This window comes from Streptacidiphilus sp. PAMC 29251, from assembly GCF_054208735.2.
This window is the reverse complement of record NZ_CM135725.2, coordinates 1,903,141-1,927,131: the sequence shown is the minus strand read 5'-3', so window position 1 is coordinate 1,927,131 and position 23,991 is coordinate 1,903,141. Positions and strand designations below refer to the sequence as shown.

Annotated in this window: 24 protein-coding genes and 1 pseudogene; 7 read left to right on the top strand and 18 right to left on the bottom strand. The window is 72.6% G+C overall.

What is annotated here, in order from left to right:
* Position 1: 1 nt before the first annotated feature.
* Positions 2 to 910 carry an SCO4651 family lipoprotein gene (locus ACXKR8_RS09140; RefSeq protein ID WP_458272394.1) on the bottom strand — a complete coding sequence of 303 codons (909 nt, stop codon included), beginning with the start codon at positions 908 to 910 and terminating at the stop codon, positions 2 to 4.
* Between the two features lie 133 nt (positions 911 to 1,043).
* The gene (locus tag ACXKR8_RS09135) at positions 1,044 to 1,787 is read right to left on the bottom strand and encodes a class I SAM-dependent methyltransferase (protein WP_458272393.1); all 744 of its coding nucleotides are present in this window, start codon (positions 1,785 to 1,787) and stop codon (positions 1,044 to 1,046) included.
* A 154-nt stretch (positions 1,788 to 1,941) separates the two neighbouring features.
* Here ACXKR8_RS09135 and ACXKR8_RS09130 point away from each other — a divergent pair, with 154 nt between their 5' ends.
* The gene (locus tag ACXKR8_RS09130; RefSeq protein WP_462100422.1) at positions 1,942 to 3,039 is read left to right on the top strand and encodes an alpha-amylase family glycosyl hydrolase; all 1,098 of its coding nucleotides are present in this window, start codon (positions 1,942 to 1,944) and stop codon (positions 3,037 to 3,039) included.
* Positions 2,952 to 3,599, top strand: a complete 648-nt coding sequence (locus ACXKR8_RS09125; protein ID WP_462100421.1) for an alpha-amylase family glycosyl hydrolase — start codon at positions 2,952 to 2,954, stop codon at positions 3,597 to 3,599. The genes ACXKR8_RS09130 and ACXKR8_RS09125 overlap by 88 nt, the downstream gene beginning before the upstream one ends.
* Here the strand turns inward: ACXKR8_RS09125 and ACXKR8_RS09120 are convergent.
* Together ACXKR8_RS09120 and ACXKR8_RS09115 are read right to left on the bottom strand one after the other, a co-directional pair.
* Positions 3,580 to 4,488, bottom strand: coding sequence for a carbon-nitrogen hydrolase family protein (locus ACXKR8_RS09120; RefSeq protein WP_458272391.1), 909 nt, complete (start codon positions 4,486 to 4,488; stop codon positions 3,580 to 3,582). The genes ACXKR8_RS09125 and ACXKR8_RS09120 overlap by 20 nt on opposite strands.
* A gap of 5 nt (positions 4,489 to 4,493) precedes the next feature.
* Positions 4,494 to 5,993 (bottom strand): APC family permease, encoded by a 1,500-nt coding sequence (locus tag ACXKR8_RS09115; protein ID WP_458272390.1) that lies wholly within the window; start codon positions 5,991 to 5,993, stop codon positions 4,494 to 4,496.
* A 115-nt stretch (positions 5,994 to 6,108) separates the two neighbouring features.
* Between ACXKR8_RS09115 and ACXKR8_RS09110 the strand changes: the two genes are divergently transcribed.
* Complete coding sequence (locus ACXKR8_RS09110) at positions 6,109 to 6,708, top strand: TetR/AcrR family transcriptional regulator (RefSeq protein ID WP_458272389.1); 600 nt, start codon at positions 6,109 to 6,111, stop codon at positions 6,706 to 6,708.
* 66 nt (positions 6,709 to 6,774) lie between these two features.
* Here the strand turns inward: ACXKR8_RS09110 and ACXKR8_RS09105 are convergent, their stop codons facing one another.
* From ACXKR8_RS09105 to ACXKR8_RS09095, 3 genes are all read right to left on the bottom strand, one after another.
* A complete protein-coding gene (locus tag ACXKR8_RS09105) occupies positions 6,775 to 7,056 on the bottom strand; it encodes a DUF6296 family protein (RefSeq protein WP_458272388.1) in 282 nt (93 codons plus the stop codon).
* 105 nt (positions 7,057 to 7,161) lie between these two features.
* Positions 7,162 to 7,605, bottom strand: a complete 444-nt coding sequence (locus ACXKR8_RS09100; RefSeq protein ID WP_458272387.1) for a response regulator — start codon at positions 7,603 to 7,605, stop codon at positions 7,162 to 7,164.
* A complete protein-coding gene (locus ACXKR8_RS09095; RefSeq protein WP_458272386.1) occupies positions 7,605 to 8,084 on the bottom strand; it encodes a hypothetical protein in 480 nt (159 codons plus the stop codon). The genes ACXKR8_RS09100 and ACXKR8_RS09095 overlap by 1 nt, the downstream gene beginning before the upstream one ends.
* A gap of 228 nt (positions 8,085 to 8,312) precedes the next feature.
* On the opposite strand from ACXKR8_RS09095, the gene ACXKR8_RS09090 reads away from it, so the two are divergent.
* Positions 8,313 to 9,923: a sensor histidine kinase gene (locus tag ACXKR8_RS09090; protein ID WP_458274931.1), complete on the top strand. Its 1,611-nt coding sequence runs from the start codon at positions 8,313 to 8,315 to the stop codon at positions 9,921 to 9,923.
* Positions 9,923 to 11,128, top strand: coding sequence for a PP2C family protein-serine/threonine phosphatase (locus ACXKR8_RS09085; protein ID WP_458274930.1), 1,206 nt, complete (start codon positions 9,923 to 9,925; stop codon positions 11,126 to 11,128). Before ACXKR8_RS09090 ends, ACXKR8_RS09085 begins: the two co-directional genes overlap by 1 nt.
* On the opposite strand, the gene ACXKR8_RS09080 is transcribed toward ACXKR8_RS09085, so the two are convergent.
* From ACXKR8_RS09080 to ACXKR8_RS09055, 6 genes and pseudogenes are all read right to left on the bottom strand, one after another.
* Positions 11,058 to 12,794: a SpoIIE family protein phosphatase gene (locus ACXKR8_RS09080; protein ID WP_462100420.1), complete on the bottom strand. Its 1,737-nt coding sequence runs from the start codon at positions 12,792 to 12,794 to the stop codon at positions 11,058 to 11,060. The genes ACXKR8_RS09085 and ACXKR8_RS09080 overlap by 71 nt on opposite strands.
* Positions 12,791 to 14,617 (bottom strand): ATP-binding response regulator, encoded by a 1,827-nt coding sequence (locus ACXKR8_RS09075; protein WP_462100668.1) that lies wholly within the window; start codon positions 14,615 to 14,617, stop codon positions 12,791 to 12,793. The genes ACXKR8_RS09080 and ACXKR8_RS09075 overlap by 4 nt, the downstream gene beginning before the upstream one ends.
* A 2-nt stretch (positions 14,618 to 14,619) precedes the next feature.
* Positions 14,620 to 15,683 (bottom strand): annotated as a pseudogene (locus ACXKR8_RS09070) (ATP-binding protein).
* Positions 15,671 to 16,087: an anti-sigma regulatory factor gene (locus ACXKR8_RS09065; protein ID WP_458272382.1), complete on the bottom strand. Its 417-nt coding sequence runs from the start codon at positions 16,085 to 16,087 to the stop codon at positions 15,671 to 15,673. Before ACXKR8_RS09065 ends, ACXKR8_RS09070 begins: the two are co-directional and overlap by 13 nt.
* Complete coding sequence (locus ACXKR8_RS09060) at positions 16,084 to 16,455, bottom strand: STAS domain-containing protein (RefSeq protein WP_458272381.1); 372 nt, start codon at positions 16,453 to 16,455, stop codon at positions 16,084 to 16,086. The genes ACXKR8_RS09065 and ACXKR8_RS09060 overlap by 4 nt, the downstream gene beginning before the upstream one ends.
* Entirely contained in the window at positions 16,452 to 17,309 is an 858-nt protein-coding gene (locus tag ACXKR8_RS09055) for an STAS domain-containing protein (RefSeq protein ID WP_458272380.1), read from the bottom strand. The genes ACXKR8_RS09060 and ACXKR8_RS09055 overlap by 4 nt, the downstream gene beginning before the upstream one ends.
* A 150-nt stretch (positions 17,310 to 17,459) precedes the next feature.
* Here ACXKR8_RS09055 and ACXKR8_RS09050 point away from each other — a divergent pair, with 150 nt between their 5' ends.
* Entirely contained in the window at positions 17,460 to 19,169 is a 1,710-nt protein-coding gene (locus ACXKR8_RS09050) for an AMP-binding protein (RefSeq protein WP_458272379.1), read from the top strand.
* 8 nt (positions 19,170 to 19,177) lie between these two features.
* On the opposite strand, the gene ACXKR8_RS09045 is transcribed toward ACXKR8_RS09050, so the two are convergent.
* The 4 genes from ACXKR8_RS09045 to ACXKR8_RS09030 all read right to left on the bottom strand — a co-directional run bounded on the left by ACXKR8_RS09045 (position 19,178) and on the right by ACXKR8_RS09030 (position 22,075).
* A complete protein-coding gene (locus tag ACXKR8_RS09045; RefSeq protein WP_458272378.1) occupies positions 19,178 to 19,837 on the bottom strand; it encodes a TetR/AcrR family transcriptional regulator in 660 nt (219 codons plus the stop codon).
* Positions 19,838 to 19,997: 160 nt separating this feature from the next.
* Entirely contained in the window at positions 19,998 to 20,519 is a 522-nt protein-coding gene (locus ACXKR8_RS09040) for a Rieske (2Fe-2S) protein (protein ID WP_458272377.1), read from the bottom strand.
* Between the two features lie 108 nt (positions 20,520 to 20,627).
* Positions 20,628 to 21,545 carry an acyl-CoA thioesterase gene (locus ACXKR8_RS09035; RefSeq protein WP_458272376.1) on the bottom strand — a complete coding sequence of 306 codons (918 nt, stop codon included), beginning with the start codon at positions 21,543 to 21,545 and terminating at the stop codon, positions 20,628 to 20,630.
* Positions 21,546 to 21,592: 47 nt separating this feature from the next.
* Positions 21,593 to 22,075, bottom strand: coding sequence for a pyridoxamine 5'-phosphate oxidase family protein (locus ACXKR8_RS09030; RefSeq protein WP_458272375.1), 483 nt, complete (start codon positions 22,073 to 22,075; stop codon positions 21,593 to 21,595).
* 79 nt (positions 22,076 to 22,154) lie between these two features.
* Between ACXKR8_RS09030 and ACXKR8_RS09025 the strand changes: the two genes are divergently transcribed.
* Positions 22,155 to 22,961 carry an enoyl-CoA hydratase/isomerase family protein gene (locus ACXKR8_RS09025; protein ID WP_458272374.1) on the top strand — a complete coding sequence of 269 codons (807 nt, stop codon included), beginning with the start codon at positions 22,155 to 22,157 and terminating at the stop codon, positions 22,959 to 22,961.
* A gap of 10 nt (positions 22,962 to 22,971) precedes the next feature.
* On the opposite strand, the gene ACXKR8_RS09020 is transcribed toward ACXKR8_RS09025, so the two are convergent.
* A complete protein-coding gene (locus tag ACXKR8_RS09020; RefSeq protein WP_458272373.1) occupies positions 22,972 to 23,739 on the bottom strand; it encodes an AAA family ATPase in 768 nt (255 codons plus the stop codon).
* Positions 23,740 to 23,991: the final 252 nt, after the last annotated feature.

The following is a 23,991-nucleotide window of genomic DNA, read 5'->3' as shown; positions in this document are numbered from 1 at the left end:
GTCAGCTCTTGGGGGTGGCGAGGGCCGAGGCGGCGGCGCCGGTCAGGTCCGCGGTCTGGGCCGCCGGCGGCGCGGTGACCTGCACCTTGGCGCCGAAGTCGCTCAGGTGCAGCTCCGTCGTGGTGCTCGCGGTCCGGGTGCCGGCGCTGGTGGAGGCCGAGTTGGTCGCGGAGGCGCTGAGATCGAGCTCGATCTTCTCCTCCCGGATGTGCTGCTGCGCGTCGACCCAGACGTCCACCGGAATGCTGCTGGGGATGGTGACGCCGGCCATGCCCGCGGCGCTCTGCGGCAGGGTGGCCTGGAACCGGTAGTGGGTGGTGCTGGCGCCGTCCACGGTCTCGGTGCCGACCTTGGTGACGTTCTTGGCGTCCTTGAGGTAATCCAGGCTCTGCGAGGCGTCGGGGGCGGCGACCGTGCCGCTGACCGAGGCCGCCTTGGCGACGTCGATCTTCAGCCAGGGCTTGCCGCCGGTGGCCTTGGACCGTGCGGCCGCCGGGAGCATCTCGTAGACGACCTTGTTCAGCACCCGCATCTGGACGGTCTGGCCGCCGGTGCTGAGGGTGAACTCGCCGTTGCCGCCCGCGCCGAGCTGGGTGACCCCGGTGCCGTGGACGCTGATCGAATTCCCGCTGCTCCGTACGGTCTCGTCCAGCGTCAGCTTCGCCGACCCGGCCGCCCGGGTGGCGTCCGCCGCGGCCTGCAGCGCCGCGGTGTCGGCGCTGTCGCCGGCCGGCGTGGCCGGACCGGTGGCGGTGGCCGTCGTCGTGGCGCTCCCGCTCGCACTCCCGCTCGCGGAGGCGCTGCCGCCCGCGCCGGTCGCGGTGGTGCCGGTGCTCGCGCATCCGGTCAGTGCCAGTGCCCCGGCGAGGGTCGATCCGGCCAGTGCCCTGCGTATCGGTACGCCTGTCATGCTGCCTCCTGCGGCCTCGACTGCCCTGTGCTTCGGTCAGTCGGCGGCTACCCGGGCAGCTCGGAGCCATACCTGACGGCCCGTCCCCTGATGCTTCGTCCCCTGACGGCCCGTCCCGTCGTGTCCCCAGGCGCTAACGCCCCTCGGCCACCCGCGCCGTCAGCAGCTCGCCGCGCCCCGGTGCGGAGGGGGAGGGCCGGCAGACCACCCAGCCCGCGTCCGCGAGCTCCCGCCGCATCTCCTCGCCGGCGACCGGCCAGAGGTCGAACTCCTCCCGCTCCTCGCGCAGCAGATCCCCGTCGCGGTGCACCTGGTAGGTGTACTCCAGATGGATGTGGTCGCTCTCCGGTGTCTCGCTGAGGAACCCCGAGTAGCTGTCGTCGCCCACCGCCACCTGCGGCAGCACCTTGGTGCTGGGCCGATCGGGCACCGAGCACGGCGGCGGGTCGACCAGCAGCAGGCCCTGGGCGCAGACCAGCCGGGCCAGCGCCGCCCAGGTGCCGTGCCGCTGATCGGGGGTCAGCGTGGCGATGACATTGCTGCACACCGCGAGGTCCGCCTGCGGCACGTCCTGCTTCGGCCACAGCTCCTGCACCCGCTCCGGGTGGACGGTGACCCTGGCCCGGTGCTCGGTCGGCGCGGCGGCGAGCCGGGACATCAGCAGCGCCCGCATCGCCGGATTGGGCTCGATCGCATGCACCGGCACGGTGGCCGCCCGTGCCAGCACCTGGGTCACCAGACCGGAGCCGGACCCGACCTCGACGATCCCGCTGCGCGCCCGCCGCGCGGGGGAGGCGAACAGCCTCTCGGCACGCTCCCGCTCGTCCCGGCCCTGCAGCACGTCGTAGAACTCGGCCGAGACCGTGTACGCGTCCATCGGAACTGTCCCTCCTGTGGTCTGTTCCGTACTGCTTACCTTCTTTATTGCCCATAAACCGGTCATAGGCCACACGGGCCACGCCGGTCCCGGACATACATCCCTTGCTTTCGGTAAGGCGACGAGCGGCAGCGGAAGCGACTCGGGGAGCGGAATGATCGGACACTGGTACAAGCAGGCCGTCGTCTACTGCGTGGACGTCGACTCCTTCCAGGACTCCGACGGCGACGGGGTCGGCGATCTGCGCGGGCTGATCAGCCGTCTGGACCACCTCACCCGGCTGGGCGCCACCTGCCTCTGGCTCAATCCGATCCACCCCTCGCCGATGCGCGACGGCGGCTACGACGTGACCGACTTCTACGGCGTGCACCCGCGCCTGGGCAGCCTGGGCGACTTCGCCGACCTGCTGCGCGAATGCGCCGACCGGGGGATCCGGGTGATCATCGACCTGGTGGTCAACCACACCTCGGACCGCCACCCCTGGTTCCGCTCGGCCGTCGCCGACCCGGAGTCCCCCTACCGCGACTGGTACGTCTGGTCGGCGGAGGAGCCGGACGACCGCCGCCAGGGCATCGTCTTCCCCGGCGAGCAGGACGAGACCTGGACCTGGAACGAGGAAGCGGGCGCCTGGTACTACCACCGCTTCTACGACTGGGAGCCCGACCTCGACATCGCCAACCCGGCCGTCCGCGAGGAGATCAAACGGATCGTCGGCTTCTGGGCCCGGCTCGGCGTCTCCGGGTTCCGGGTGGACGCTGCCCCCTTCGTGATCGAGCTGACCAAGCCGGACCAGCCCGATCCGGCCGAGGACTGGGACTTCCTGACGGAGCTTCGGGAGCACCTCTCCTGGATCCAGGGCGACGCGGTGCTGCTGGCCGAGGCCAATGTCGAACCGGCCAGGATCCCCGAGTTCTTCGCCGACGCGGGCGGCTCCAACGACCGGATGCACCTGCTCTTCGACTTCCCGCTGAACGGCCGGCTGCTGCTGGCCCTCGCCACCGGGGAGGCCGCCCCGATCACCGAGCTGATCCGGAACAGCCCGGAGCTGCCGGGCCCGGCCCAGTGGGCGACGTTCCTGCGCGGCTGCACGACGAGGCCGACCTCAGTCGGCTGGAACCCCCTCAGCGCAAGGCGGTCTTCGCCGCCTTCGCCCCGGACCAGGACATGCAGCTGTACGGACGCGGCATCCGCCGCCGGCTGGCCCCGATGCTGGACGGCGACCCCCGCCGGCTGCGGCTCGCCTACGCGCTGATGCTGTCGCTGCGCGGCACCCCGGTGATCCGCTACGGCGAGGAGATCGGCATGGGCGACGACCTGTCGCTGCCCGGACGCGAGTCGATCCGTACCCCGATGCAGTGGTCCGAGCACCCGGGCGGCGGGTTCAGCGCCGCCCTGCGCCGCGGCCACGCCCCGCAGCTGGTCAAGACCGGCCGCTACGGCTACCGCAAGGTCAATGTCACCGAGCAGCGCCGCAACCCGGACTCGCTGCTGTCGTTCCTGGAGCGGGCGGTCCGGATGCTGCGGGAGTGCCCCGAGGTCGGCCACGGCAGCTGCCAGGTGGTGGACGCCGACCTGCCGGACTCGGTGCTGGTGCACCGCGCCGACTCTCCGACCGGCGCGATGCTGTTCCTGCACAACCTCGCCGACCAGCCGGTGACCGTGGACATCGGCCCGCTCACCGGCACCGGGGCCGACTTCGGCGAGGTCTTCGGCGACCAGCCCTACACCGCCGAGCCCGAGCCGGAGCTGCGCGGCGTCGAGCTCGGCGGCTACGGCTACCGCTGGATCCGGCTCAGTCGCGGCGCCCACTGAGCGGGTGGGCCGGCTGGCCGGCGGCGGACGGGTGCCACGGCGGGGTCTGGAAGGTGCCTCCGTACATGGGCAGGTTGATGGCGGCGCCGTGTCGGGCGATCTGGTCCCAGGGGCGGTTGAGGCCAGCCGTGCCGTAGGCGCGGACCCTGGTGACGGTGTCCAGGTCGAGGACGTCGACCAGGACCTCCTCGCCGGAACCGGCCTGCTGGCGGACGATGCCCTCGGGATCGACGATCGCGCTGGCGCCGACACCGGCCGGGTCGGCGGCGTTCACGTTGACGACGTAGACCTGGTTGGTCCAGGCGTTGGCGCGGGCGCAGACCAGTTCCATCTCCCGGTCGCGGGTGGTGGTCAGCGTCGGCTGGATGATCACTTCGGCGCCGAGCCAGGCCAGCTGCCGCGCGGTCTCCGGGAAGGAGCCGTCATAGCAGATGGCGAGGCCGATCCGGCCGATGTCCGGGATGTCGAAGACGACGAAGTCGCTGCCCGGGGTGCAGCTCTCGTAGGGCTGCCAGGGGAAGACCTTGCGGTAGGCGGCGGCGATCCGTCCCTCGGGCGAGACGGCCAGGGCGGTGTTGTAGATCCTTCCGTCCTCGGCGCGTTCGTAGAGGCTGCCGGGCACCAGCCACAGGCCGGTCTCCCGGGCGAGGCGGCAGAGCTCGTCGGTGAGCTCGCCGGGGACGGGGACGGCTGCCTTCTCCATCCATCCGTCGTGGGATTCCAGCAGCGGCGCCTCGGCCGCCAGCAGCAGTTCCGGCACGGTGACGAGCTGGACGTGGGGGAAGGTGTCGCGCACGGCCAGCACCTGCTCGCGGAAGCGCTGCCAGGAGGCGTCGAGGTCGTGCGTGACGGGGCGGGTCTGGAGGGCGGCGATGGCCAGGGTACGCATGGGGTTCAGTCCTCGGTGACGATCAGATCGGTGATGGTGGCACGGCCGTTGCGGAAGAAGTCGGGGTGCAGCACGCGCATCAGCGCGGTGACGGCGACGCCGAACGCCATCGAGCCCACGCCGAGCAGGAACACCCCGCCGACGCCGTCGAAGGAGGTGCTGCCGTAGTCGGGGGCGAGCATGTCGTGGGCGCTGCGCACGAACGCCGCGAGCATCATCAGCCCGCCCGCCAGCGGCAGGATCCCCTTGAAGACCATGGCCCCGGCGGAGCCCCGCAGCTCGTGCCGGAAGTGCCAGACGCAGGCGAAGGCGGTGGCCCCGTAGTAGGAGCACACCATCAGGCCGATCGAGAGGATCGCGTCGCTCAGGAAGGAGGGCGAGGCGGCGGTGAGGAAGGTGAGCAGGACCGCGGCGGCGGCTCCGCTGAAGACCGTGGCGACGGTGGGGGTGTGGAACCGCGGGTGCACCCGGGCGAAGATCCGGGGCATCGCCCCGTGCGAGGCCACCGACACATTGGGCCGGGCGGTGGAGACCACACAGGTGAGCAGCCCGGCGATGGCGGACAGGCAGACGGCGAGCTGCACCACCGTGGCGAGCGGTCCGCCGAGGGCTGCCGGCGCGAGCGTCGCCAGCACGTCGGCCGCGTTGTCCGGGTTGCCCAGGCCCAGGCCTGTGCTGCCGGTCCCGGCGAGGCTGATCGCGGCCACGGCGGTGAAGAGGTAGGTGCCGAGCAGGGCCACGGTGGAGATGACCGCCGCCCGGCCCGGCGCCCGGGTGCGGTCGCGGGCCTCCTCGTTGACGGTCAGCGCCGAGTCCCAGCCCCAGTAGATGAACAGGCACAGCAGCACCGATTCGGCGAAGGGCCCGGTGCCGTGGAAGCCGAAGGGGTTCAACCAGGCCAGGGACGGGGTGGCGGCGTGGTGGTGCGAGAGCGCGGCCACACCGAACCCGATCAGGGCGATGAACTGGATGGCGACCATGCCGTTCTGGATCGCCGCGGACAGCTGCACGCCCCGGTAGGCCACGGCGGTGACCACGGCCAGGAGCAGCAGCCCGAGCAGGGTGACCGGGACGGTCCGTCCGGCGTAGGAGTCCAGGCCGACCAGGGAGAGCAGGCTGGTCGCACCGACCTGGGACAGCGCGGTCATGGCGATCAGGGTGGCGATCTGCGGGATCCAGTTGCCGAAGACCCAGCCGTTCCACGGGCCGAACGCGCGGGTGATCCAGACGAAGTTGGTGCCGCAGTCCGGCATGACCCGGTTGAGCTCACGGAAGGCGTAGGCAGTGCAGAGGATCGGCACAAAGCCGACCAGCAGCGCCGCGGGGGCCAGGTGGCCGACGACGAGCACCACCAGCCCCAGGGTGACGGTGATGCTGTAGGCCGGGGCGACCGAGGCGAGGCCGAGGGACACCATCGACAGCAGGCCGACCGACCCGGCCGCCAAGCCCTTGTCGGTGCTCGCGGGTGGCTCGGGGGCGGTGCGCTTGGACAGGTTGGTGGTCATGGAGCCCTCCTCCTTTTGTTAAACAGAGGTTTAAGGTAAGAGAGTTCCATGCGTCAAGAGCTGGCCGTATATCACTACGGTCACGCCCAGTGAATGGTCTGGAAGACTAGGGGTCATGGCTCGACAGAAGGATCAAGAAGCGCGGCGGGCCCAGCTGGGCCAGGCCGCCCAGCGTGCCCTGCTCGCCCGTGGCCTCGAAGGGCTGCGGCTGCGGGACGTGGCGGAGGAGGCGGGGGTCACTCCAGCCGCCGTCCTCTACTACTACGGCGATCTCGACGAGCTCATGAACGAGACCTACCGGCAGGCCATCGAACGCTTCTGCAGCCAGCGCGAGGAGGCGGTGGAACGGCTGCCGGACGCGCGCGAACGCCTACTCGGCTGCATCGACGCCGGCGTGGCGACGGGCCCCGAGGACACCGTCCCGAGGCTGCTCTTCGAGTACTGCCCGCGCAGCCTGCGCGACCCACGGGTCGCCGCCCTGGACGCCACTCTGACCGAGCGTCAGGTGGCGGTCTACTACGGGGTCCTGCTGCTGGGACAGGCCCAGGGGCAGTTCGTCCTCACCGGGCCCGCCCGCGAACTGGCCGGCAACTTCGTGGCACTTGAGGACGGCTATCAGATGGACGTGCTGGCCGGCCGGCGCCACCGCAGCGAAGTCCTGCACCTGCTCCACGGCTTTGCGGCCACGGTGACCGGCTGCACCCTCCGGCCCTGAGCGGCCGGAGGGCCGTGCTTCGTCTCCAGGCGTCGTCTCCAGGCGTCGTCTCCAGGAAACTGGCGGCTAGGCGGCGACGGCGTCCTCGTCGGACGGCAGCGGGCGGCAGCCGACCGGGCGGCGGAGCCGCTGGTGGGCGCTGGTGGCGATCATGCGGCACTCGCCGCGATCGCTGATCTCGGCTCGGACGATGCCGGTCTCGTCGCTGTAGATCGGGTGCCCGCCGGGGCCCTGTGCGGCAGTGCGGCGCACGGTCACCGCGGCGGCCGGAGACCGGTCCACGGTCGATCCGGGGAAGGTCAGCTCATAGTGCGTGGAGTGGGTGTTCCTGGGGCGGGAGGTTATCAACTGCGTTCACCATTCCTGCTTGGGAATCCTGAGGCCAGTGGTTCGGGGAAGCGTCTGCCCCGCGTCCGGCCTTTCATTCATCCCCCCATTGCCCCATTCATTCGTTCACTCCCCGTTGCGGGGAAACCCGGCCGCCGTGTCCAGGAAGAAGGTGTCGATGCTCTGCACCGCGAGAATGAAGTCGTCCAGGTTGACCGGCTTGGTGATGTAGGCGTTGGCGTGCTGCCGATACGCTCCGGAGACGTCGCCGGGGGCGCTGGAGGTGGTCAGCACCACCACCGGGATGACCTTCAGTTCGGGGTCGTCCTTGAGCACGGCCAGCAGTTCCCTGCCGTTCATCCGCGGCATGTTGAGGTCGAGGACGATCACGTCCGGGAGGGCCAGTGCCGGGTTGCGCAGGTGTTCGAGAGCGGCGATGCCGTCCTGGACCAGGGTGATCGTCCGGGCCGCGCCCCGCTGCAGCAGCGCCTCCTCGATCAGCATGGCGTCGGCGGGGTCGTCCTCGACGAGCAGGATGTCGCGCGGACGGGAGGGGGCGAGGGCGGCCATCAGTGGCTCCGGTCGATCGAGGAGTGGTGTGCAGTCGGTGCTGCGGTGGTCGGACTGAGCGGAGCGCCGGCGGTGGCACCGGTTGCGGCGCCGGCCGGAACACTACCGAGGGTGACCAGTCCGGGCCAGCGCCGCCGGGCGCCCTGGCGGCTCATCGCACAGGCGTGGCCGAGCTGCGGGTAGCCGGCGCCGGCCCGCACCGCGTGCTCGGCGGCACGGTCCTTCTGTCGTTCGACGGCCCGCTGCAGGTGCACCAGGGCGTGCAGCCGGGCCAGCGCCTCGCCGTCCACGACCGTCTCGCCGTCCACGACCGACCTGCCGTCCACGACCGACTCGGCGCCGCCGCCGTCGGAGGCACCGTCGTGCAGCGGGCGGAAGGCGCGGTCCGCCAGTCGCCGGGCGAGGTCGGCGACGGCCGCGTCGGCGATCGCCGCCATCTCTTCTTCGGACAGCACAAGGGTCTGCGGGATGCCGGACATGACCGAAGACTATGGGGTGATGCCGCCCGCGGACAACAGTAGTTGTCGCAGGCGCGGTAGGGTGTCCCCCGCCTGCCGCGCCGGACGCGGATCACGGGTGAGACCAGGAGAGAGGTCACGGACGTGGCAGTCCGCGCCACCACTGACCAGCAGGGCCGTACCGGCCGGGTCGGCTCCGACGCGCCCTCGGATCCGGCGGCCCCGGGCCCGGCAGCCGCGGCCCGTCCTGTGGTCTGGCGGCGCTGGACCACCCGCCAGTGGCTGCGGGCCGGGGTGCTCGTCGCCCTCGTCGTGCTCCTGGTCCTCGGCAGCCTCGGCGGCTGGGTGCTGTCGGAGGCGTCCACGCAGACCTCGACCATGGTCGACCACAGCTCCCCGGCGCTGATCTCGGCGGTCCGGCTGGAGACCGCGCTGATCAACCAGGAGACCGGGGTCCGCGGTTACGGCCTGAGCGGCCAGAAGGACTTCCTCCAGCCCTACACCCAGGGCCTGGCCGACCAGAAGACCGCCGTCGACCGGCTCCGCGTGCTGCTGGTTGACGACCGCACCGCCAGCGCCGACCTCGACACGGTGCTCGCGCGGGCCGAGGCCTGGCAGAGCACGGTGGCCCGCCCGGTCGCCGCCGCGCCGTCCGGGGCGCCGGTCCCGCTGGCCGCGCTGACCGCGGACCAGGGCAAGAAGGAGTTCGACGCCTTCCGCGCCGCCGCCGCCGTCCAGCAGGCGAACCTGCTGGACGAGCGCAATGCCGCGCATGCCTCGCTCAACCGGATCGACACCCTGCGCACCTGGATCTTCGCCGCCATCGCGGTGGTCATCCTGGCGCTGGCCGCCCTGGTCTTCGAGGCGCTCCGGCGAGGCGTCACCACCCCGCTCGAAGTGCTGTCCGAGGACGTCCGCCGGGTCAGCGGCGGCGACTTCGACCACCCGGTCGACAGCGCCACCGGGCCCGCCGACCTGCGGCTGCTCGCCGCCGACGTCGAGGGCATGCGCAAGCGGCTGGCCGAGGAGCTGGCCTTCGCCGACGAGGCCCGCCGGCTGCTCGACGACCAGGCCGCCGACCTGCGCCGCTCCAACGCCGAGCTGGAGCAGTTCGCCTATGTGGCCTCGCACGACCTGCAGGAGCCGCTGCGCAAGGTCGCCAGCTTCTGCCAGCTGCTGCAGCGCCGCTACGCGGACAAGCTGGACGAGCGGGCCGACCAGTACATCGCCTTCGCGGTCGACGGCGCCAACCGGATGCAGACCCTGATCAACGACCTGCTGGCGTTCTCCCGGGTGGGCCGGGTGAACGCCGCCTACGCGGCGGTCGACCTGGGGCAGATCGTGGACGAGACGCTGGAGTCGATCGCCATCGCGGTCGAGGAGTCCGGCGCCGGGATCACCCACGACCCGCTGCCCACGCTGACCGTGGACCCCACCCAGATGGGCATGCTGCTGCAGAACCTGTTCACCAACGCGATCAAGTTCCGCGCCCCGGACCGGCCGCCGCGGATCCACCTCTCGGCCGAGCGCGGCGAGGACGAGTGGCGGTTCGCGGTCACCGACAACGGCATCGGCATCGGTCCCGAGTACGCGGACCGGGTCTTTGTGATCTTCCAGCGGCTGCACACCCGCGACGCCTACCCGGGCAACGGGATCGGCCTGGCCATGTGCAAGAAGATCGTCGAGTACCACGGCGGCACCATCGCGGTGGACGTGGGCCGCGAGGTCGGCACCCGGATCAGCTTCACCCTGCCGCTGGAGCCGGTCCAGCCCGCCCCGGCCCTCGGCGCCCCGGGCTCCGACCCGGTCGCTGCCGTCGCGTCCGCTGCCGCCGCCGGCCCCGCAGAGCCGGGGTCATGATGACCGACGCCCTCAGCACGCCGATCCGCACCCCCGGCGGCGACGCCGACAGCTACAGCATCATGCTGGTCGAGGACGACCCGGGCGACGCCCTGCTGGTCGAGGAGCTGCTGCACGACACCGACATCACCCACACCCTGCGCTGGAAGCAGACCATGGCCGAGGCCCTGGCCGACCTCGCCCGGCACACCCCCGACTGCGTCCTGCTCGACCTGCACCTGCCCGACGCCTCCGGGATCAGGGCGGTCCGCACCGTGGAGGCGGCCTGCCCCGGCGCGGCCGTGATCGTCCTCACCGGCCTGGCCGAATCCCAGGCCGGCGCCCTGGCCGTGGCCAACGGCGCCCAGGACTACCTGGTCAAGGGCAGTGTCAGCCCAGAACTGCTGCAGCGGGTGCTGCGCTACGCCGTGCACCGCAAGAACGCCGAGCGGGCCAGCGCCGAACTGCGGGAGAACCGCATCCACGCCCAGGAGAACGCCCGGCTGGAGCGCGGGCTGCTGCCCGCCCCGCTGCTGCGCACCGACGCCGTCGTGCCGACCAGCCGCTATCTGCCCGGCCGGGAACGGGCGCTGCTCGGCGGCGACTTCCTCGACGTGGTGCAGACCGCGGACGGGGTGGTGCACGCCGTGATCGGCGACGTCAGCGGGCACGGCCCGGACGAGGCCGCGCTCGGCGTCTGCCTGCGGATCACCTGGCGCGCCCTGATCCTGGCCGGACACCGCGGGGTGGACCTGCTGGACCTGCTGGAACAGGTGCTGATAGCGGAGCGCCCGCGCGGCGACATGTTCGCCACCTGCTCCACCGTCGCCCTCGACCCGGTCGGCCGGACCGCCGTGCTCTACCACGCCGGGCACCATGAACCGCTGCTGATCGACGACACCGGGGCCCGGCCCCCGGCCGTGCAGCACGGGATCGCGCTGGGCCTGCTGCCCGGCGGCCGCAGCTGGAACGCCAGTGTGCTGAAACTGCCCGCGACCGGGGCGCTGATGCTCTTCACCGACGGCCTGATCGAGGGCCACGACGGCCCCGGCGACAGCCGCCTCGGCACCCACGGACTGGTCCAGCTGGTGGACGAGGCGCACGGCCACGACGCCGAACCGCTGCTGGACCACCTGGTCCTCACCACCCAGCAGCTCAACGCCGGACGCCACGCCGACGACCTCGCCATCCTCCACCTGGCCTGGGGCGCCAAGCCGCAGCGGTGAACGGCGGCTCGGCAGGACCGCTCAGGCCGTGCCGATCCTGGCCGCGAACAGCACGATGTCGTCCTCCTGGTTCCGGCCGAACACCTCGAGCAGGGCGTCGCACCATCTCCTCCGGGACCCGGGACGCGGCCGCGGCGACCTCGCTCAGCTCGTCCAGGCTCCGTTCCAGGCTGGTGCCGCGGATCTCGACCAGGCCGTCGGTGACCAGCAGCAGCACCGCCCCCGGCGCGATCTCCCGGCGCACCGAGACGGGCTGGACCATCTCCAGGCCCAGCAGCGTCCCATGCTCGTGCACAAAAGCGGACTGAGCGCCGGCTCCCGCGTCCAGCAGCAGCGGTGGCAGGTGGCCGGCGTTGGCGATCTCGACGCTGCGCCCGTCCGGGGCGACCAGCACCAGGCAGACCGTGGCGGTCCAGCCGGGCCACTGCCGGAACAGCAGCCGGTCCAGCCGTTCCAGCACCGCCTTCGGGGCGTGTCCGTCGATGGCGTAGGCGCGCAGGGCGTGCCGCAGGTCGCCCATCACCACCGCGGCCTCCAGCGAGTGTCCGACCACGTCCCCGACCGCCAGCAGCAGCCCCTCCGGGGTCTCCACCGCCTCGTAGAAGTCGCCGCCGATCTCGTTCTGACTGGTCGCCGGCAGATATCTGACGGCGAGTTCGACCCCGGCCGGGGACGGCAGCCGCCACGGCAGCAGCGCCTTCTGCAGGGTCACCGCCAGCGCGTGCTCCTCGGCGTAGCTGCGCAGCGCCTCCAGCGCCAGCGCGCAGGCCTGGACGAACTGGGTGAGCAGTTTGCGGTCCTCGGTGCTGCGCGCTGCCGCGGCCTCCAGCGCGACGCAGACCGGCGGCCGTCCGCGCTTGGTCCTGGCCACCACCAGCACCACGTCCCCGCTCAGCCGGGCGTCCTGACCGGCCGTGAACAGGCGCTGCCAGTCCTGTTCGGCGAGGTCGGCGATGCCCACTCCGATCCGGTCGCCCAGGGCGCTGCCGGCCAGCCGGGCCAGCAGTTCGGGCCGGGCGGGCAGGGAGACGGCCTGCTCGCCGGGGCCGCGGTAGGTCAGCCGCACCGCCTCCGACTGCGGCGCGCTGGTCAGCGCCACCGCCGGTGACCCGGCCAGCTCGCCGGCGCCGGAGGCGGCGGCCGCCGCCAGGGCGTCCGCGTCCGCGGCGCCGTAGATCTCCAGGGTGACCCGGTTCAGCGTGGTCAGCCGGTCCGCCAGCCGCTCCGCCCTGGTCCTGGCCCGGCCGTAGCGCAGTGCGGCGGCGACCGTGGCGAGTAGCTCGTTGGGGGCGATCGGCTCGGTCAGATAGGCGTCGGCGCCCCGGTAGAGGCCCTGGGTACGGTCCTCGGTGGCGATGGCCGTCGCCGAGACATGGATCACCGGCATCCCGGCCGTCTCCGGATCGGCCTTGATCCGCTCGCAGACCTCGAAGCCGCTGATGTCGGGCAGCCGGACGTCCACGATGGCCAGCTCCGGCACCGCCGTGCCGCTGCGCCGGGCCCGCTCCAGCAGGGCCAGACCCTCGGTGCCGTCCGCCGCCTCGACGACGGTGTGACCGGCGCGCTGGAGCCAGCTGCTGAGGATGTAGCGGTTGGCGGCGTTGTCCTCCACCACCAGCAGCACGGCCGGGGTGTCGTCGGACGCGACGGCGTCGGGCGCGGTCATCGGGGCGGTCCTTCCTGGAACGGATGCGGGGGCGGTGGCAGGGGCGAGGGCGGCGGCAGGGTCGGGGGCGGCAGCAGCAGGTCCGCGAGCCGCTGGGCGGTGATCCCGTCCTTGTGGACGACCGCGCGGGCGTGCCCGAGCGGTCCCGAGGCGTCCTGGTCGGTCCTGGCCGCCGTCAGCACGACCACCGGCATGCCGCGCAGCCCCGGGTCGGCGGCCAGCGCGGCGAGCACCGCGTAACCGTCCGTGCCCGGCATCTGCAGGTCGAGCAGCAGCGCGTCCGGACGCTCCCGGCGGACCGCCTCCAGCACCAGGCCGCCCTCGTGGACCTCCACCACCTGCTCGGCGAGCTGCTCCAGCACCGGGCGGAACACCTCCCGGAAGCCGGCGTCGTCGTCCACCGACATGACTTTTCCAAGCCGCCGCGCGGGAGCGGCGATGCGGGCGGGCGCGAGCCGCACCGGCAGCCGCAGCCGCACCGTGGTCCCGCGGCCCGGCTCGCTGTCCAGGGCGAGGCTGCCGCCCAGCAGCTCGGCCAGCCGCCGGGCGTACGGAAGCCCCAGCCCGGTGCCGGGGCGGTCGCGCTGGTGCGGGCCCGGCACCTGGTGGAACTCCTCGAACACCTTGGTCTGCTGGTCGGCCGGAATGCCGACCCCGGTGTCGGTGACCGTGAACAGCAGCCACTGGCCATCCTCGGCGGCGACGGTCAGCCGGACCTCCCCGCTGCCGGTGAACTTCAGTCCGTTGGAGAGCAGATTGCGCAGGATCCGGGTCAGCATCACCTCGTCGGTCACCGGCACCGGCAGCCCGGCCAGCTCCTCCCTGGTCAGCTCGGGGATCACCAGCTCCGCCGCGGTCTGCGGCGCCGCGGCCGGCATCAGCCCGCGCAGCTGCGCCAGCAGCGCCCGCAGGTCCACCGGCGTGGGCTGCGGCTCCAGCCGCCCGGCCTCCGCCTTGGCGACGTCCAGCAGCTCGTCCACCAGCACCAGCAGCATGCTCCCGGCCGCGCTGACCAGCGACATCTGCCGGTACTGATCGGCCGTCAGCGGATCCGAGCCCGGGTCCAGCAGCAACCGGTTCAGGCCGATCACCGAGTTGAGCGGGGTGCGCAGTTCATGGCTGACATTGGACCAGAAACGGGTCTTGGCCTCGCTGGACTCGCGCAGCAGCCGGGTCTTCTCGTCCAGTTCGGCGTAGAGGGCGACCACACCGCGGTTGGTCTCCTCCAGCTCTTCCGAGAGCTCGGTGTAGAGCGCGACCACGCCCTGGTTGGTCTCCTGGAGCTCCTGGTTGAGCCGCTGCAGCTCCTCGCGCTGGGCCCGGGACTCCTCCAGGGCGGCCATCAGGTCGCGGGTCTGCGCGCGCAGGTCCTCGGTGATGTCCGCCCGGCCGTCCCCCTCGGACCGCAGCACGGCGCGGATCCGCTCTGCCCTGGCCGGGAGCGTGTCGGGCTCCGGCGGCAGTGCGCACTCGATCAGCACGGTCCCGCCCTCCTCCTCCGGCCGGTGCCGGACCTGCGGCAGCAGCCGGGCCACCGCCGCCAGCGACTCAGGACCCGGCGCGCGCCGGTCCGGCCAGCTCAGTACGACCGCGAGGGTGAGCGGCTCGGGCCCGCGCAGGGTGAACCGGGCCCGCAGCGGCTGCGGCCGGAGCAGGTCCCGTCCCAGCTCGCTGAGCACCGTCGCCAGGCGCACCTGGTCCTGCGGCTCCATCCCGGCCGCCCCGGCGGCGGCCCTGGCGTTGCGGCGCAGCGCGAAGACGTCCTGCGCCGAGGCGACGGCGGTGGTCAGCAGGACCTCCTCGTGGTCGGCCGGGGTGCCCACGGTCACCACAGCCCTTTGGCGACCACGACGCCGGCGTCGTCCCGGCGGATGCCGGCCTGCCGCAGCAGCAGTCCCGCGATCACGATCGGCACGTGCCGCAGCAGCCCCGGCACGCTCTCCGCGCTCCAGCGTTCGGTGAGCCCGTCCGAGTGCAGCACCAGGGCGCCCTGCGGGGGCAGCGGGTGCTCGAAGGTGCGCAGTCCGCGCATCTGGTGGCCGACGATGCCGGGGTAGGAGAGCAGCGAGGTCCTGGCCTCGGTGTTGAGCAGCACGCCGGCGATGTTGCCCACGCCGCAGAACAGCAGCCGTCCCCGGTCGGGCTCGATCCTGGCGACGGCGACCGCCGCGCCCCTGGTGCCGCGCAGCGCGCGGTGGATCTCCTGCACCGCCTGCTCCGGGTCCCGGCCGTGCCCTCACGGAACGCCTGGACCGCGGCCCGGGCGGCCACCTCGGCCATCGGCCCGTGGCCGAGCCCGTCGCACATCATCAGCAGCAGCGCCGGGCCGCCGTCCGTCTCCGTGGCGGTGGACAGGCCCGGGTCCACCCGGGCCGCCCAGGCGTCGCCGCAGACCTGTTCGCCGCTGATCGCCCGGGTCACCCCGGCCACCACCGGCTCGCCCTGCCGCGCCGCGCCGTCCGCACCCCGGTCCGGCCGCCAGAACCGGGCCGCCAGCACGGTGCCCCGGCCCGGCAGCGAGTGCATGTCGAACACGTCCGCCAGCCGGGCGACGGCGCCCAGGCCGATGCCCAGCGTCCCGCCGGTGGAGACGCCGTCCCTGAGCGACTCGCCGATGTCGGCCATGCCCGGGCCCGAGTCCACGGCCAGCAGCTCCACCCCGGCCTCCTGCTCGGTGCGGACCACGCGGAGCAGGATCGCCCCGTCCACGGCGTGCCGCTGCAGATTGGTCGCGGTCTCGGCGACGGCCAGGGCCACCTCGCCCGCGCGGGCCTCGTCCAGGCCGATCCGCCGGGCCAGCGCGGCGGCGGCCCCGCGCGCCGCCGACAGCTCGTCCCGGAACCAGGCCACGTCCTCGGAGTCCAGCAGCCGGATGCTCACCTGGCCCACTTGGTGATGGTCACGGTGGTGCCGCGGCCCGGCGCGCTGTCGATGGCGAACTCGTCGACCAGCCGCCGCGATCCGCTGAGACCCAGGCCGAGGCCGGTCCCCGAGGTCCAGCCGTCGGTCAGGGCCAGGTCGAGGTCGGCGATGCCGGGGCCCTGGTCCTCGAACACCACCCGCACGCCCCTGCGCAGCCCGTTGTCCACCAGTTCCAGCGCCATCGAGCCGCCGCCGCCGTAGACCAGGGTGTTCCTGGCCAGCTCGCTGACGGCGGTGACCAGCTTGGTCTGCTCGACCAGGGACAGCCGGCACTCCTGGGCCAGCGTCCGCACCGACTGCCGGGCCCGCACCACGTCGGCGTTGCCGACCACCGGCAGCACGGCCGAGGCGGCCGAGGCGGCCGAGGTCATCGGCCGGCCTGCGTTCGGGCCTGTTCCAGGGCCCGCAGGCCCTTCTCCAGCGTCAGCGCGGTGCGCACACCGCCGAGCGACAGTCCGAGTTCCACCAGGGTGATGGCCACGGCCGGGCGCATACCCACGACCACGGTCTCCGCATCGAGCATCCGCGAGATCGAGGCGATGGTGGCCAGCATCCGGCCGACGAAGGAGTCGACGATCTCCACCGCGGTGATGTCGATCACCACCCCGTGCGCCTCCGACTCCACCACCCGGGCGGCCAGGTCGTCCTGCAGGGTGAGCACGGCCTGGTCGTCCAGGTCGGTCTGGATCGAGACCAGCAGCACGTCGCCGATCTGCAGGATCGGCACCCGCTCGCTCACAGCTGCTGCCCCTTGCGGACTCCGAAGTCGATGCCGGAGCGCCGGAGCGCGTGGCGCAGGGCGTCGGCGAGGGTGGCCTTGGTGACGATGTCGCCGAAGTCGATGCCCAGCGCCACGATGGTCTGCGCGATCTGCGGACGGATGCCGGAGATGGTGCACTCGGCACCCATCAGTCGGGCCGCGACCACGGTCTTCAGCAGGTGCTGGGCGACCTGGGTGTCCACCGCGGGCACCCCGGTGATGTCGATGATGGCCTGCTCGGAACCGGTGTCGATGAGCGCCTGCAGCATCTTCTCCATCACCACCATGGTCCGGGCCGAGTCCAGGGTGCCCACCAGCGGCACCCCGATCACCCCGTCCCAGAGCTTCACTACGGGGGTGGACAGCTCCAGCAGCTGCTCGGCCTGGGCGCTGATCAGCTCCTCCCGGGCCCGGGCGTAGTTCTCGATGGTGAACAGGCCGAACGCGTCCAGCAGCTTGGACAGCTGGAGGTAGGCCCGCAGCGCGCTGCCGTCGGCGTCCTCGACGGACAGCTTGGACTCCAGCACCTCCTTCAGCGCGAACACGCTGACGGCCGTCTCGGTGGGGCTGAAGCCCTGCCGGGCCCGGGTCCGGGACAGCTCCGCGAGCAGCGCCCTGACCTCGGCGAACGCTTCGCCGCGCGGGTCCAGCGAGTCGGTCCGCAGCCCGGCCAGCAGCGCGGTGTAGAGCTCACGCAGTTCCCGGTCGACCTCGGCCCCGCTGACCCGGCCGCGCAGGCTGCTGGTGACGGTGGCGATCCAGGCGGTGGCGAGACCGTCGTCGTCGGCCGACAGCAGGTCCGCCAACCGGAGGGAGCTGGTCTGATCAGTCACTGCGTTCTCCTCGACGTGCGAGCCCGGCGACCGGGGAGATCCCCGGGAAGGTCGGGCAGAAGCGTATGCCATCTTGTGCCCTCATCCCCGGCGCGGTATCAACGCTGTGAACTGGCGGAGCGTCAGAAACCTGGGACGGGATGGACGGCCATGCCTGGAACCGAGCAGCACTCAGCCCTCGTCACGGCGGTCCTGGCCCAGCGCGGTCGGCACCGTCCAGGGCTGGTCGGCGAGGGCTTCACCCGGACCCACGACCAAGTCTTCCACGGGGCCTGCGCCCGCGCCGAACTCGTCGCCGAGCTGCTGGCCGGACGGCCGCACCCGCATGTCGGCCTGCTCCTCGACAACACCCCCGAGTACGTCCTCTGGCTCCAGGCCTGCACCCTGGCCGGGGCCACCGCGGTCGGCATCAACCCCACCCGCCGCGGCCCCGACCTGCGCCGCGACATCCTGCACAGCGACTGCGCCGTGGTCGTCACCGAGGCCGCCCGGCGCCCGCTGCTGGCAGGCCTCGAGCTGCCGATACCTGTCCTGGACAGCGACAGCCCCGAGTACGCCGCGCTGCTCGCCGAGCACCTGGACGCCGAGCCGCCGGCCGTGCTGCCGGGGCCCGACACCCGGATCCTGCTCACCTTCACCTCCGGCAGCACCGGCGCGCCCAAGGCCGTGGTCTGCAGCCAGCGGCGGCTGGCCAGGGCCGGGGACAGGCTCCGCGAGATGTTCGCGCTCACCGCCGAGGACACCGGCTACGCCTGCATGCCGCTGTTCCACGGCAACGCCACCATGGCGCTGTGGTCCCCGATGCTGGTGGCCGGCGGCACGGTCGCGCTCCGCCGCACCTTCTCCGCCTCGCACTTCCTCGACGACGTCCGCCGCTACGGCGCCGGCTACTTCACCTATGTCGGCCGCGCCGTCTCCTACGTGCTGGCCACCGAACCGCGCCCGGACGACGCGGCCAGCCCGCTGCGGCTCGGCTTCGGCACCGAGGCCGGGGCGGTGGACGCCGATCGCTTCCAGCGGCGCTTCGGCTGCCGGCTGGTCGAGGGCTACGGCTCCTCCGAGGGCGGCTGCAACCTCCAGCAGGACCCGGCCGCCCCGCCCGGAGCCGTCGGCCGCGCGGGCTCGGGCCCCGGCGACGACCTGGCCGTGGTCGACCCGGAGACCGGCGCCGAGTGCCCGCGCTCCCGCTTCGACGCCACCGGCCGGCTGCTCAACGGCGCCGAGGCGATCGGCGAGCTGGTGAACCGCACCGCGCGGGCCGGCTTCGAGGGCTACTGGCGCAACCCCGAGGCGGGCGCGGCCAGGACCAGGGACGGCTGGTACTGGACCGGGGACCTGTTCCACCGCGACGCCGAGGGCTGGCTGCGCTTCGCCGGGCGCAGCGCGGACTGGCTCAGGGTGGACAGCGAGAACCTGGCCGTCGCCGACATCGAGAACATCCTCGGCCGCTGGGACGCCGCCGAGGCGGTCGCCGTCTACGCCGTCCCCGACCCGGTCGCCGGGGACCAGGTGATGGCGGCGGTGCAGCTGCGCCCCGGCACGGACCAGGACGCCGGGCCGCTGGCGGCCGCGCTCGCGGACTTCCTGGCCGCCCAGCCCGACCTGGGCACCAAGATGCCCCCGCGCTTCGTCCGCTTCGTCCGGACCATGCCCGCCACCGCGACCCACAAGACCGCCAAGGCGGAGCTGCGCGCCGCGCGCTGGACCGCGCCCGCCGGTGAGCTGGTGCTCTGGCGCCGCTACGGTGCGGCGCGCGAGGCCGCGGCCGCGTACGTCCCGCTGACGGCGGCGGACGTCGAGAAGCTGCACGCCCGCTTCGCCGAGCACGGACGCAGTGAGCTGCTCGGCCCGGGGCGGTGAGGACCTGCTCAGCCCGGGGCGGTGACCACCGGCGGCCCGACCGCGACCACGGCCGCCGCGCTGTAGGGGGCCAGCACCAGCCGGATCACCTCCTCCAGCCGCAGATAGGCGTCACCGAGCGTGCTGCGCCCGGTCACCCAGGCCACCAGTTCGCTCTGCCAGGCCGAGTCGATGATGTGCGGGAGCACGTCCCGCGCCGCGAGCGGGATCTCCGGCATCACCGCCAGCAGCGAGGCCCGCCCGGCGTTCGCCATCGCGTCCACCGCCTCGCTGGCGAACGGGTCGGTGGACACCGTCACCGCCACCAGCAGATGGGCCAGATGCGGCTGCCGCTGAAAGGCACGCATTCCCCGGTGGACGAACCTGACCACCCGTTCCGTGCCGCCGAGCGGCGCGGAGGCCCCGCGCAGCTCGGCGGCCAGGTCGCTCATCAGCATGCCGCGCCAGTCGGACACGGCGGCGGCGAGCAGATGGTCCTTGGAGGAGAAGTAGCGGTAGGTCGTCCCGAGGGCGACCCCTGATCGTTCGCTCACCTGCTTCATCTGGACGCGCTCGACGCCGATTTCGGCGACCAGGTCGATCGCGGCCCTGATCAGATGTTTGCGGCGTTCCAGTTGGCGGGGAGACATAGCCTCGACCGGCCGTGGGGACAGGTCTACCTTGGACACCCCGCCATGGTACCGGGAACGGTGTTGCAGGTGTATGACACCGGATCAGATCACTTGACCGGTGTGGACCTGACACCGCGGTCCGGCCCAGTGGAACGCTGTTCTCGTTCCCTGTCCCCGGGCTGTGCGGTCCGCTGTGCGCTCCTCGGGCCGCGGCGGGTCAGCTGGAGAGCGTGATCGTGCCGTTCGCCACGCTGATCTTCTCCGGCGCCAGCGGGGACGGGGCCGGACCGTGCGCCACCGAACCATCGGCGATGTGGTACTGGCTGCCGTGGCAGGGGCAGTTGATGGTGCCGCCGGAGACGCTGCCGACGGTGCAGCCCATATGCGTGCAGATGGCGGTGAAGCACTTGAACGCACCGGCCGTCGGCTGGGTCACCACGACCTTCTGCGCCGCGTACACCTTGCCGCCGCCGACCGGCACGTCGGAGGTGGCCCCGAGTGCGGTGCCGCCCCCGTTGCCGGCCGCCGGGGCGGTGGGCAGCGCGGAACCGGTCGGGCTCGCCGAGGGCTGGGCGGGCGGCGCGGCCGAGGCGGCGCCGCTCGTGCCCGGGCCGGAGGCCGTGCTGGACCCGCCGCTCGAACCGCAGGCGGTGAGCGCCGCGGCTATCCCGACCACACCCGCCCCGGCGAGGACGGTCCGGCGCGGGTGGGCGGTGATGCTGGGGGCTTCGTCGGTCATGTCTACTCCCGGCGGGGCTGAGGGTGGAGGGGCAGGAGTGCCGCCCGTCCGCTGTCGCACCTCTGTACGCGGCGCCCCGCCGAATGGTTCAGGGTCGAGATGGCAGGGTCAGGGCTGCCGCCGCTCCCGGATCAGTGCCTCCTGCACCACCGAGGCCGCCAGCAGCCCCTCCCTGGTGTAGAACTCGCCGTGGGAGAGCCCCCGTCCGTCCGAGGAGGTCGGGCTGCGCTGGGCGAACAGCAGCCACTCGTCCGCCTGGAACGGCCGGTGGAACCACATCGCGTGGTCCAGCGAGGCCAGGTTGACCGTCGGCGGCCCGCTGCGCTGGGCCCGGGGCTGCTGCAGGTGCAGCGCGGCGGTCGAGGCCAGCGTCAGGTCCGACAGGTACGCCAGCGCGCACACGTGCAGCAGCGGGTCGTCGGCCGGCAGCTTGGACGCCGACTTCAGCCAGACGAACTGCTCCTCCACCCCCGCGGTCCGGCCCGGCAGCCCCTCCGAGCCGGGCGGCACGACCCGCATCTCCAGGGTCAGCCGCCCGGTGGACGCCCAGTAGTTCTCCGGGTCGGGATTCCCCTCCTTGGCCCACTCCGCGTAGGGGTCGGGCAGCCCTTCCGGGTCGGGCAGCAGCGGCATCTCCCGCTGCCGGTCAGGGCCCGACTCCGGCGTCTTGAACGAGGCCGAGAGGGTGAACACCGCCTCCCCGCGCTGGATCGCGGTCACCCTGCGGGTGGTGTACGAGAGGCCGTCGCGCAGCCGCTCCACCTCGTAGACCAGCGGGCGGCGCGGATCGCCCGGACGCATGAAGTAGCTGTGCAGCGAGTGCACCGGCCGTCCCGGCTCGACCGTCCGACCGGCCGCCACCAGGGCCTGCGCGGCGACCTGCCCGCCGAAGGCGCGCAGCGGCGCGCCCGCGTGGCACCAGCCCCGGAACAGGTTGAGATCGATGTCGTCCAGCCGCAGCAGATCCACGAAACCGGAGATCACCCCGGCCGCGTCTGGGTGTTCGGACTGTGCTGGGTCTTCCATTCCTGACATCGTTTCAGACCCGGCCCGCAAAGCCGCTGTGACCTGCGTTACCTTGTGAAGTCCCCACCGAGTTTGGCGAAGTCCCAGCTGGTGAGGGTCTCCGGAGCCAGTCGCAGCCAGGCGTGCCGGCCGTCGTGGAACATCACCTCGCCGAAGCCGTACTTCTCCGCGAAGAGCTTCTCCGCCCCGTCCAGATCGGCCGGACCCTGGTACGGGAGGCCGGTCCGCGGGGCCTCGCCGACCCGCTCCACACTGCCGGTCAGCTCCACCCCGCGCAGCTCCCCGTAGTCCTCGCCGGCGTCGACCACCACCGCGACCCGGGGATCGCGTTCCAGCTCGGCCCAGCGCCTGCTCCTGGTGATCGAGTAGAGCCACAGCGCGGAGCCGTCCCAGACGAACCACAGCGGGGTCACATGCGGCCGCCCGTCCGCCGAGACCGTCGCGATCCGGCAGGTCCGCTGCTCGCGCAGGAAGCCGTCCCGCTGCTCCTGGTCCATCATCACGCGCCTGCCGTGCTGCTGCTCGCGCATCCATGCCCCTTCCCTCTGCTCCGGCAACCAAGTAGAACGTGTTCTCAATTGATGCGCCAGAGCTGCGACCGGAGGCCCCATGTCGTTCAAGACCCTCGGCTATGAGCTGCGTGACCACGTCGCGCTGGTCACCCTCGACCGCCCCGAGGTCCACAACGCCTTCGACCTGGTGATGATGCGCGAGCTGCGCACCCTGTGGCGCGACCTGCGCGGGGACGACGAGGTGCGGGTGGTCGTCCTCACCGGCGCGGGGGAGCGCGCCTTCTGCACCGGGGTCGACCGCGCCGCGCTGGACGACCCGGAGCAGACCATCGGCACCCGCGGCGGCACCCCGCTGCACTTCGACGACCCCGGCGACTGGATCAGCCCCAAGACCGCGGGCGACCTCTGGAAACCGGTGGTCGCCGCCGTCAACGGGATGGCCTGCGGCGGGGCCTTCTACCTGCTCGGACAGGTCGAGTTCATCATCGCCGCCGACCACGCCACCTTCTTCGACCCGCACACCAGCTACGGCATGGCCTCGGTGTTCGAGTCGATGGCGATGCTGCAGCGGATGCCCCTCGGCGAGGTGATGCGGATGCAGCTCACCGGGGCGTACGAGCGGCTGTCCGCGCGCCGGGCGTACGAGATCGGCCTGGTCCAGGAGGTCGTGCCGGCCGCTGAGCTGCTCGACACCGCGCTACGGGTCGCCGCCGACATCGCCGCGCAGCCCCCGCTGGCGGTCCAGGCCACGCTGCGGGCCGTCTGGTACGCCCAGGAGCTCGGCTACCGGCAGGCGTTGGAGGTGGCGAAGACCCTGGTCCAGATCGGCAACGACCCGGCCTCCCTGGCCGAGGGCCAGAAAGCCTTCACCTCCGGCACCCGCACCCCCTGGCGGCTGCGCTGAGGAGCTGGCACTACTCGGGGTCAGGGGCCAGCAGTGGGCGCAGGAACCGCTCAGGGGCGGAGAGGAACTGGCGGGTGAGGCGGACCGGGAGGGCCTGGTCGAAGTCCACCCGCTCGATCGCGCCGTCGTCGGCGATCTCCAGGATGGTGGCGCCGGGCAGCGCCAGCAGCACCGGGGAGTGGGTGGCCACCAGCAGTTGGCTGCCCTGGGCGACCAGCTCGTGCATCCGGGACAGCAGGGCCAGGCAGCCGCGTACCGACAGCGCGGCCTCCGGCTCGTCCAGGAGATAGAGGCCCTCGGGGCCGAAGCGGTTGACCACCAGGTCGAGGAAGGACTCGCCGTGGGAGCGCTCGTGCAGCGAGGTGCCGCCGTAGGAGTCGATCAGCCGTGGGCCGTTGCCCTCGCGGTCCAGCCGCTCGATCTCGCTGGCCACGTTGTAGAAGGACTCGGCGCGCAGGAAGAACTCGGTCCGCGGCTTGTGGACGCCCCAGGTGAGCCGCAGGTGCTCGCCGAGCGGGGACTCGCTGGCCCGGGTGGCGAACCGGAAGTTCCGGCTGCCGCCCTCCGGGTTGAATCCGGCGGCCACGGCCACCGCCTCGACCAGGGTGGACTTGCCGCTGCCGTTCTCGCCGACCAGGAAGGTCACCCCGGGCGCGAGCACCACCCCGGCGGTCCCGGCGAGCCCGGCGACGGCGGGCAGGGTGAACGGGTAGCCGGAACCCGCCGCCACGGCGTCGAGGCGGAACTGCCGGATGAACCTGCCGGGCGGACGCGTCATCCCCCGATGATCCCGTGGAGGCCTTCGATCCGTCCAGGCAGAATGCCCCGCCCCATTCCTGAGGAATTCCTCAGCGAAGACCTTGTGGACAATTCGTCGACTCCGCCATGGATAACTTGTATTCCCCTACGCTGACGCCATGTCTGCACTTTGGCGACGGATATCCGTGCGAACTCGCGCGGCAATCGGGGCAGCGCTGGCCGCCGCCCTGGCGTTCGGCGCGGCGTCGGTGTGGGTGGGTCAGTCCGTGCA

Bases quoted from the DNA above. Each gene is read 5' to 3' on its own strand.
- ACXKR8_RS09140 (WP_458272394.1), bottom strand. From the start codon at position 910: ATGACAGGCGTACCGATACGCAGGGCACTGGCCGGATCGACCCTCGCC.
- ACXKR8_RS09135 (WP_458272393.1), bottom strand. From the start codon at position 1,787: ATGGACGCGTACACGGTCTCGGCCGAGTTCTACGACGTGCTGCAGGGC.
- ACXKR8_RS09130 (WP_462100422.1), top strand. From the start codon at position 1,942: ATGATCGGACACTGGTACAAGCAGGCCGTCGTCTACTGCGTGGACGTC.
- ACXKR8_RS09125 (WP_462100421.1), top strand. From the start codon at position 2,952: ATGCAGCTGTACGGACGCGGCATCCGCCGCCGGCTGGCCCCGATGCTG.
- ACXKR8_RS09120 (WP_458272391.1), bottom strand. From the start codon at position 4,488: ATGCGTACCCTGGCCATCGCCGCCCTCCAGACCCGCCCCGTCACGCAC.
- ACXKR8_RS09115 (WP_458272390.1), bottom strand. From the start codon at position 5,993: ATGACCACCAACCTGTCCAAGCGCACCGCCCCCGAGCCACCCGCGAGC.
- ACXKR8_RS09110 (WP_458272389.1), top strand. From the start codon at position 6,109: ATGGCTCGACAGAAGGATCAAGAAGCGCGGCGGGCCCAGCTGGGCCAG.
- ACXKR8_RS09100 (WP_458272387.1), bottom strand. From the start codon at position 7,605: ATGGCCGCCCTCGCCCCCTCCCGTCCGCGCGACATCCTGCTCGTCGAG.
- ACXKR8_RS09095 (WP_458272386.1), bottom strand. From the start codon at position 8,084: ATGTCCGGCATCCCGCAGACCCTTGTGCTGTCCGAAGAAGAGATGGCG.
- ACXKR8_RS09085 (WP_458274930.1), top strand. From the start codon at position 9,923: ATGACCGACGCCCTCAGCACGCCGATCCGCACCCCCGGCGGCGACGCC.
- ACXKR8_RS09080 (WP_462100420.1), bottom strand. From the start codon at position 12,794: ATGACCGCGCCCGACGCCGTCGCGTCCGACGACACCCCGGCCGTGCTG.
- ACXKR8_RS09065 (WP_458272382.1), bottom strand. From the start codon at position 16,087: ATGACCTCGGCCGCCTCGGCCGCCTCGGCCGTGCTGCCGGTGGTCGGC.
- ACXKR8_RS09050 (WP_458272379.1), top strand. From the start codon at position 17,460: ATGCCTGGAACCGAGCAGCACTCAGCCCTCGTCACGGCGGTCCTGGCC.
- ACXKR8_RS09040 (WP_458272377.1), bottom strand. From the start codon at position 20,519: ATGACCGACGAAGCCCCCAGCATCACCGCCCACCCGCGCCGGACCGTC.
- ACXKR8_RS09035 (WP_458272376.1), bottom strand. From the start codon at position 21,545: ATGGAAGACCCAGCACAGTCCGAACACCCAGACGCGGCCGGGGTGATC.
- ACXKR8_RS09030 (WP_458272375.1), bottom strand. From the start codon at position 22,075: ATGCGCGAGCAGCAGCACGGCAGGCGCGTGATGATGGACCAGGAGCAG.
- ACXKR8_RS09025 (WP_458272374.1), top strand. From the start codon at position 22,155: ATGTCGTTCAAGACCCTCGGCTATGAGCTGCGTGACCACGTCGCGCTG.
- ACXKR8_RS09020 (WP_458272373.1), bottom strand. From the start codon at position 23,739: ATGACGCGTCCGCCCGGCAGGTTCATCCGGCAGTTCCGCCTCGACGCC.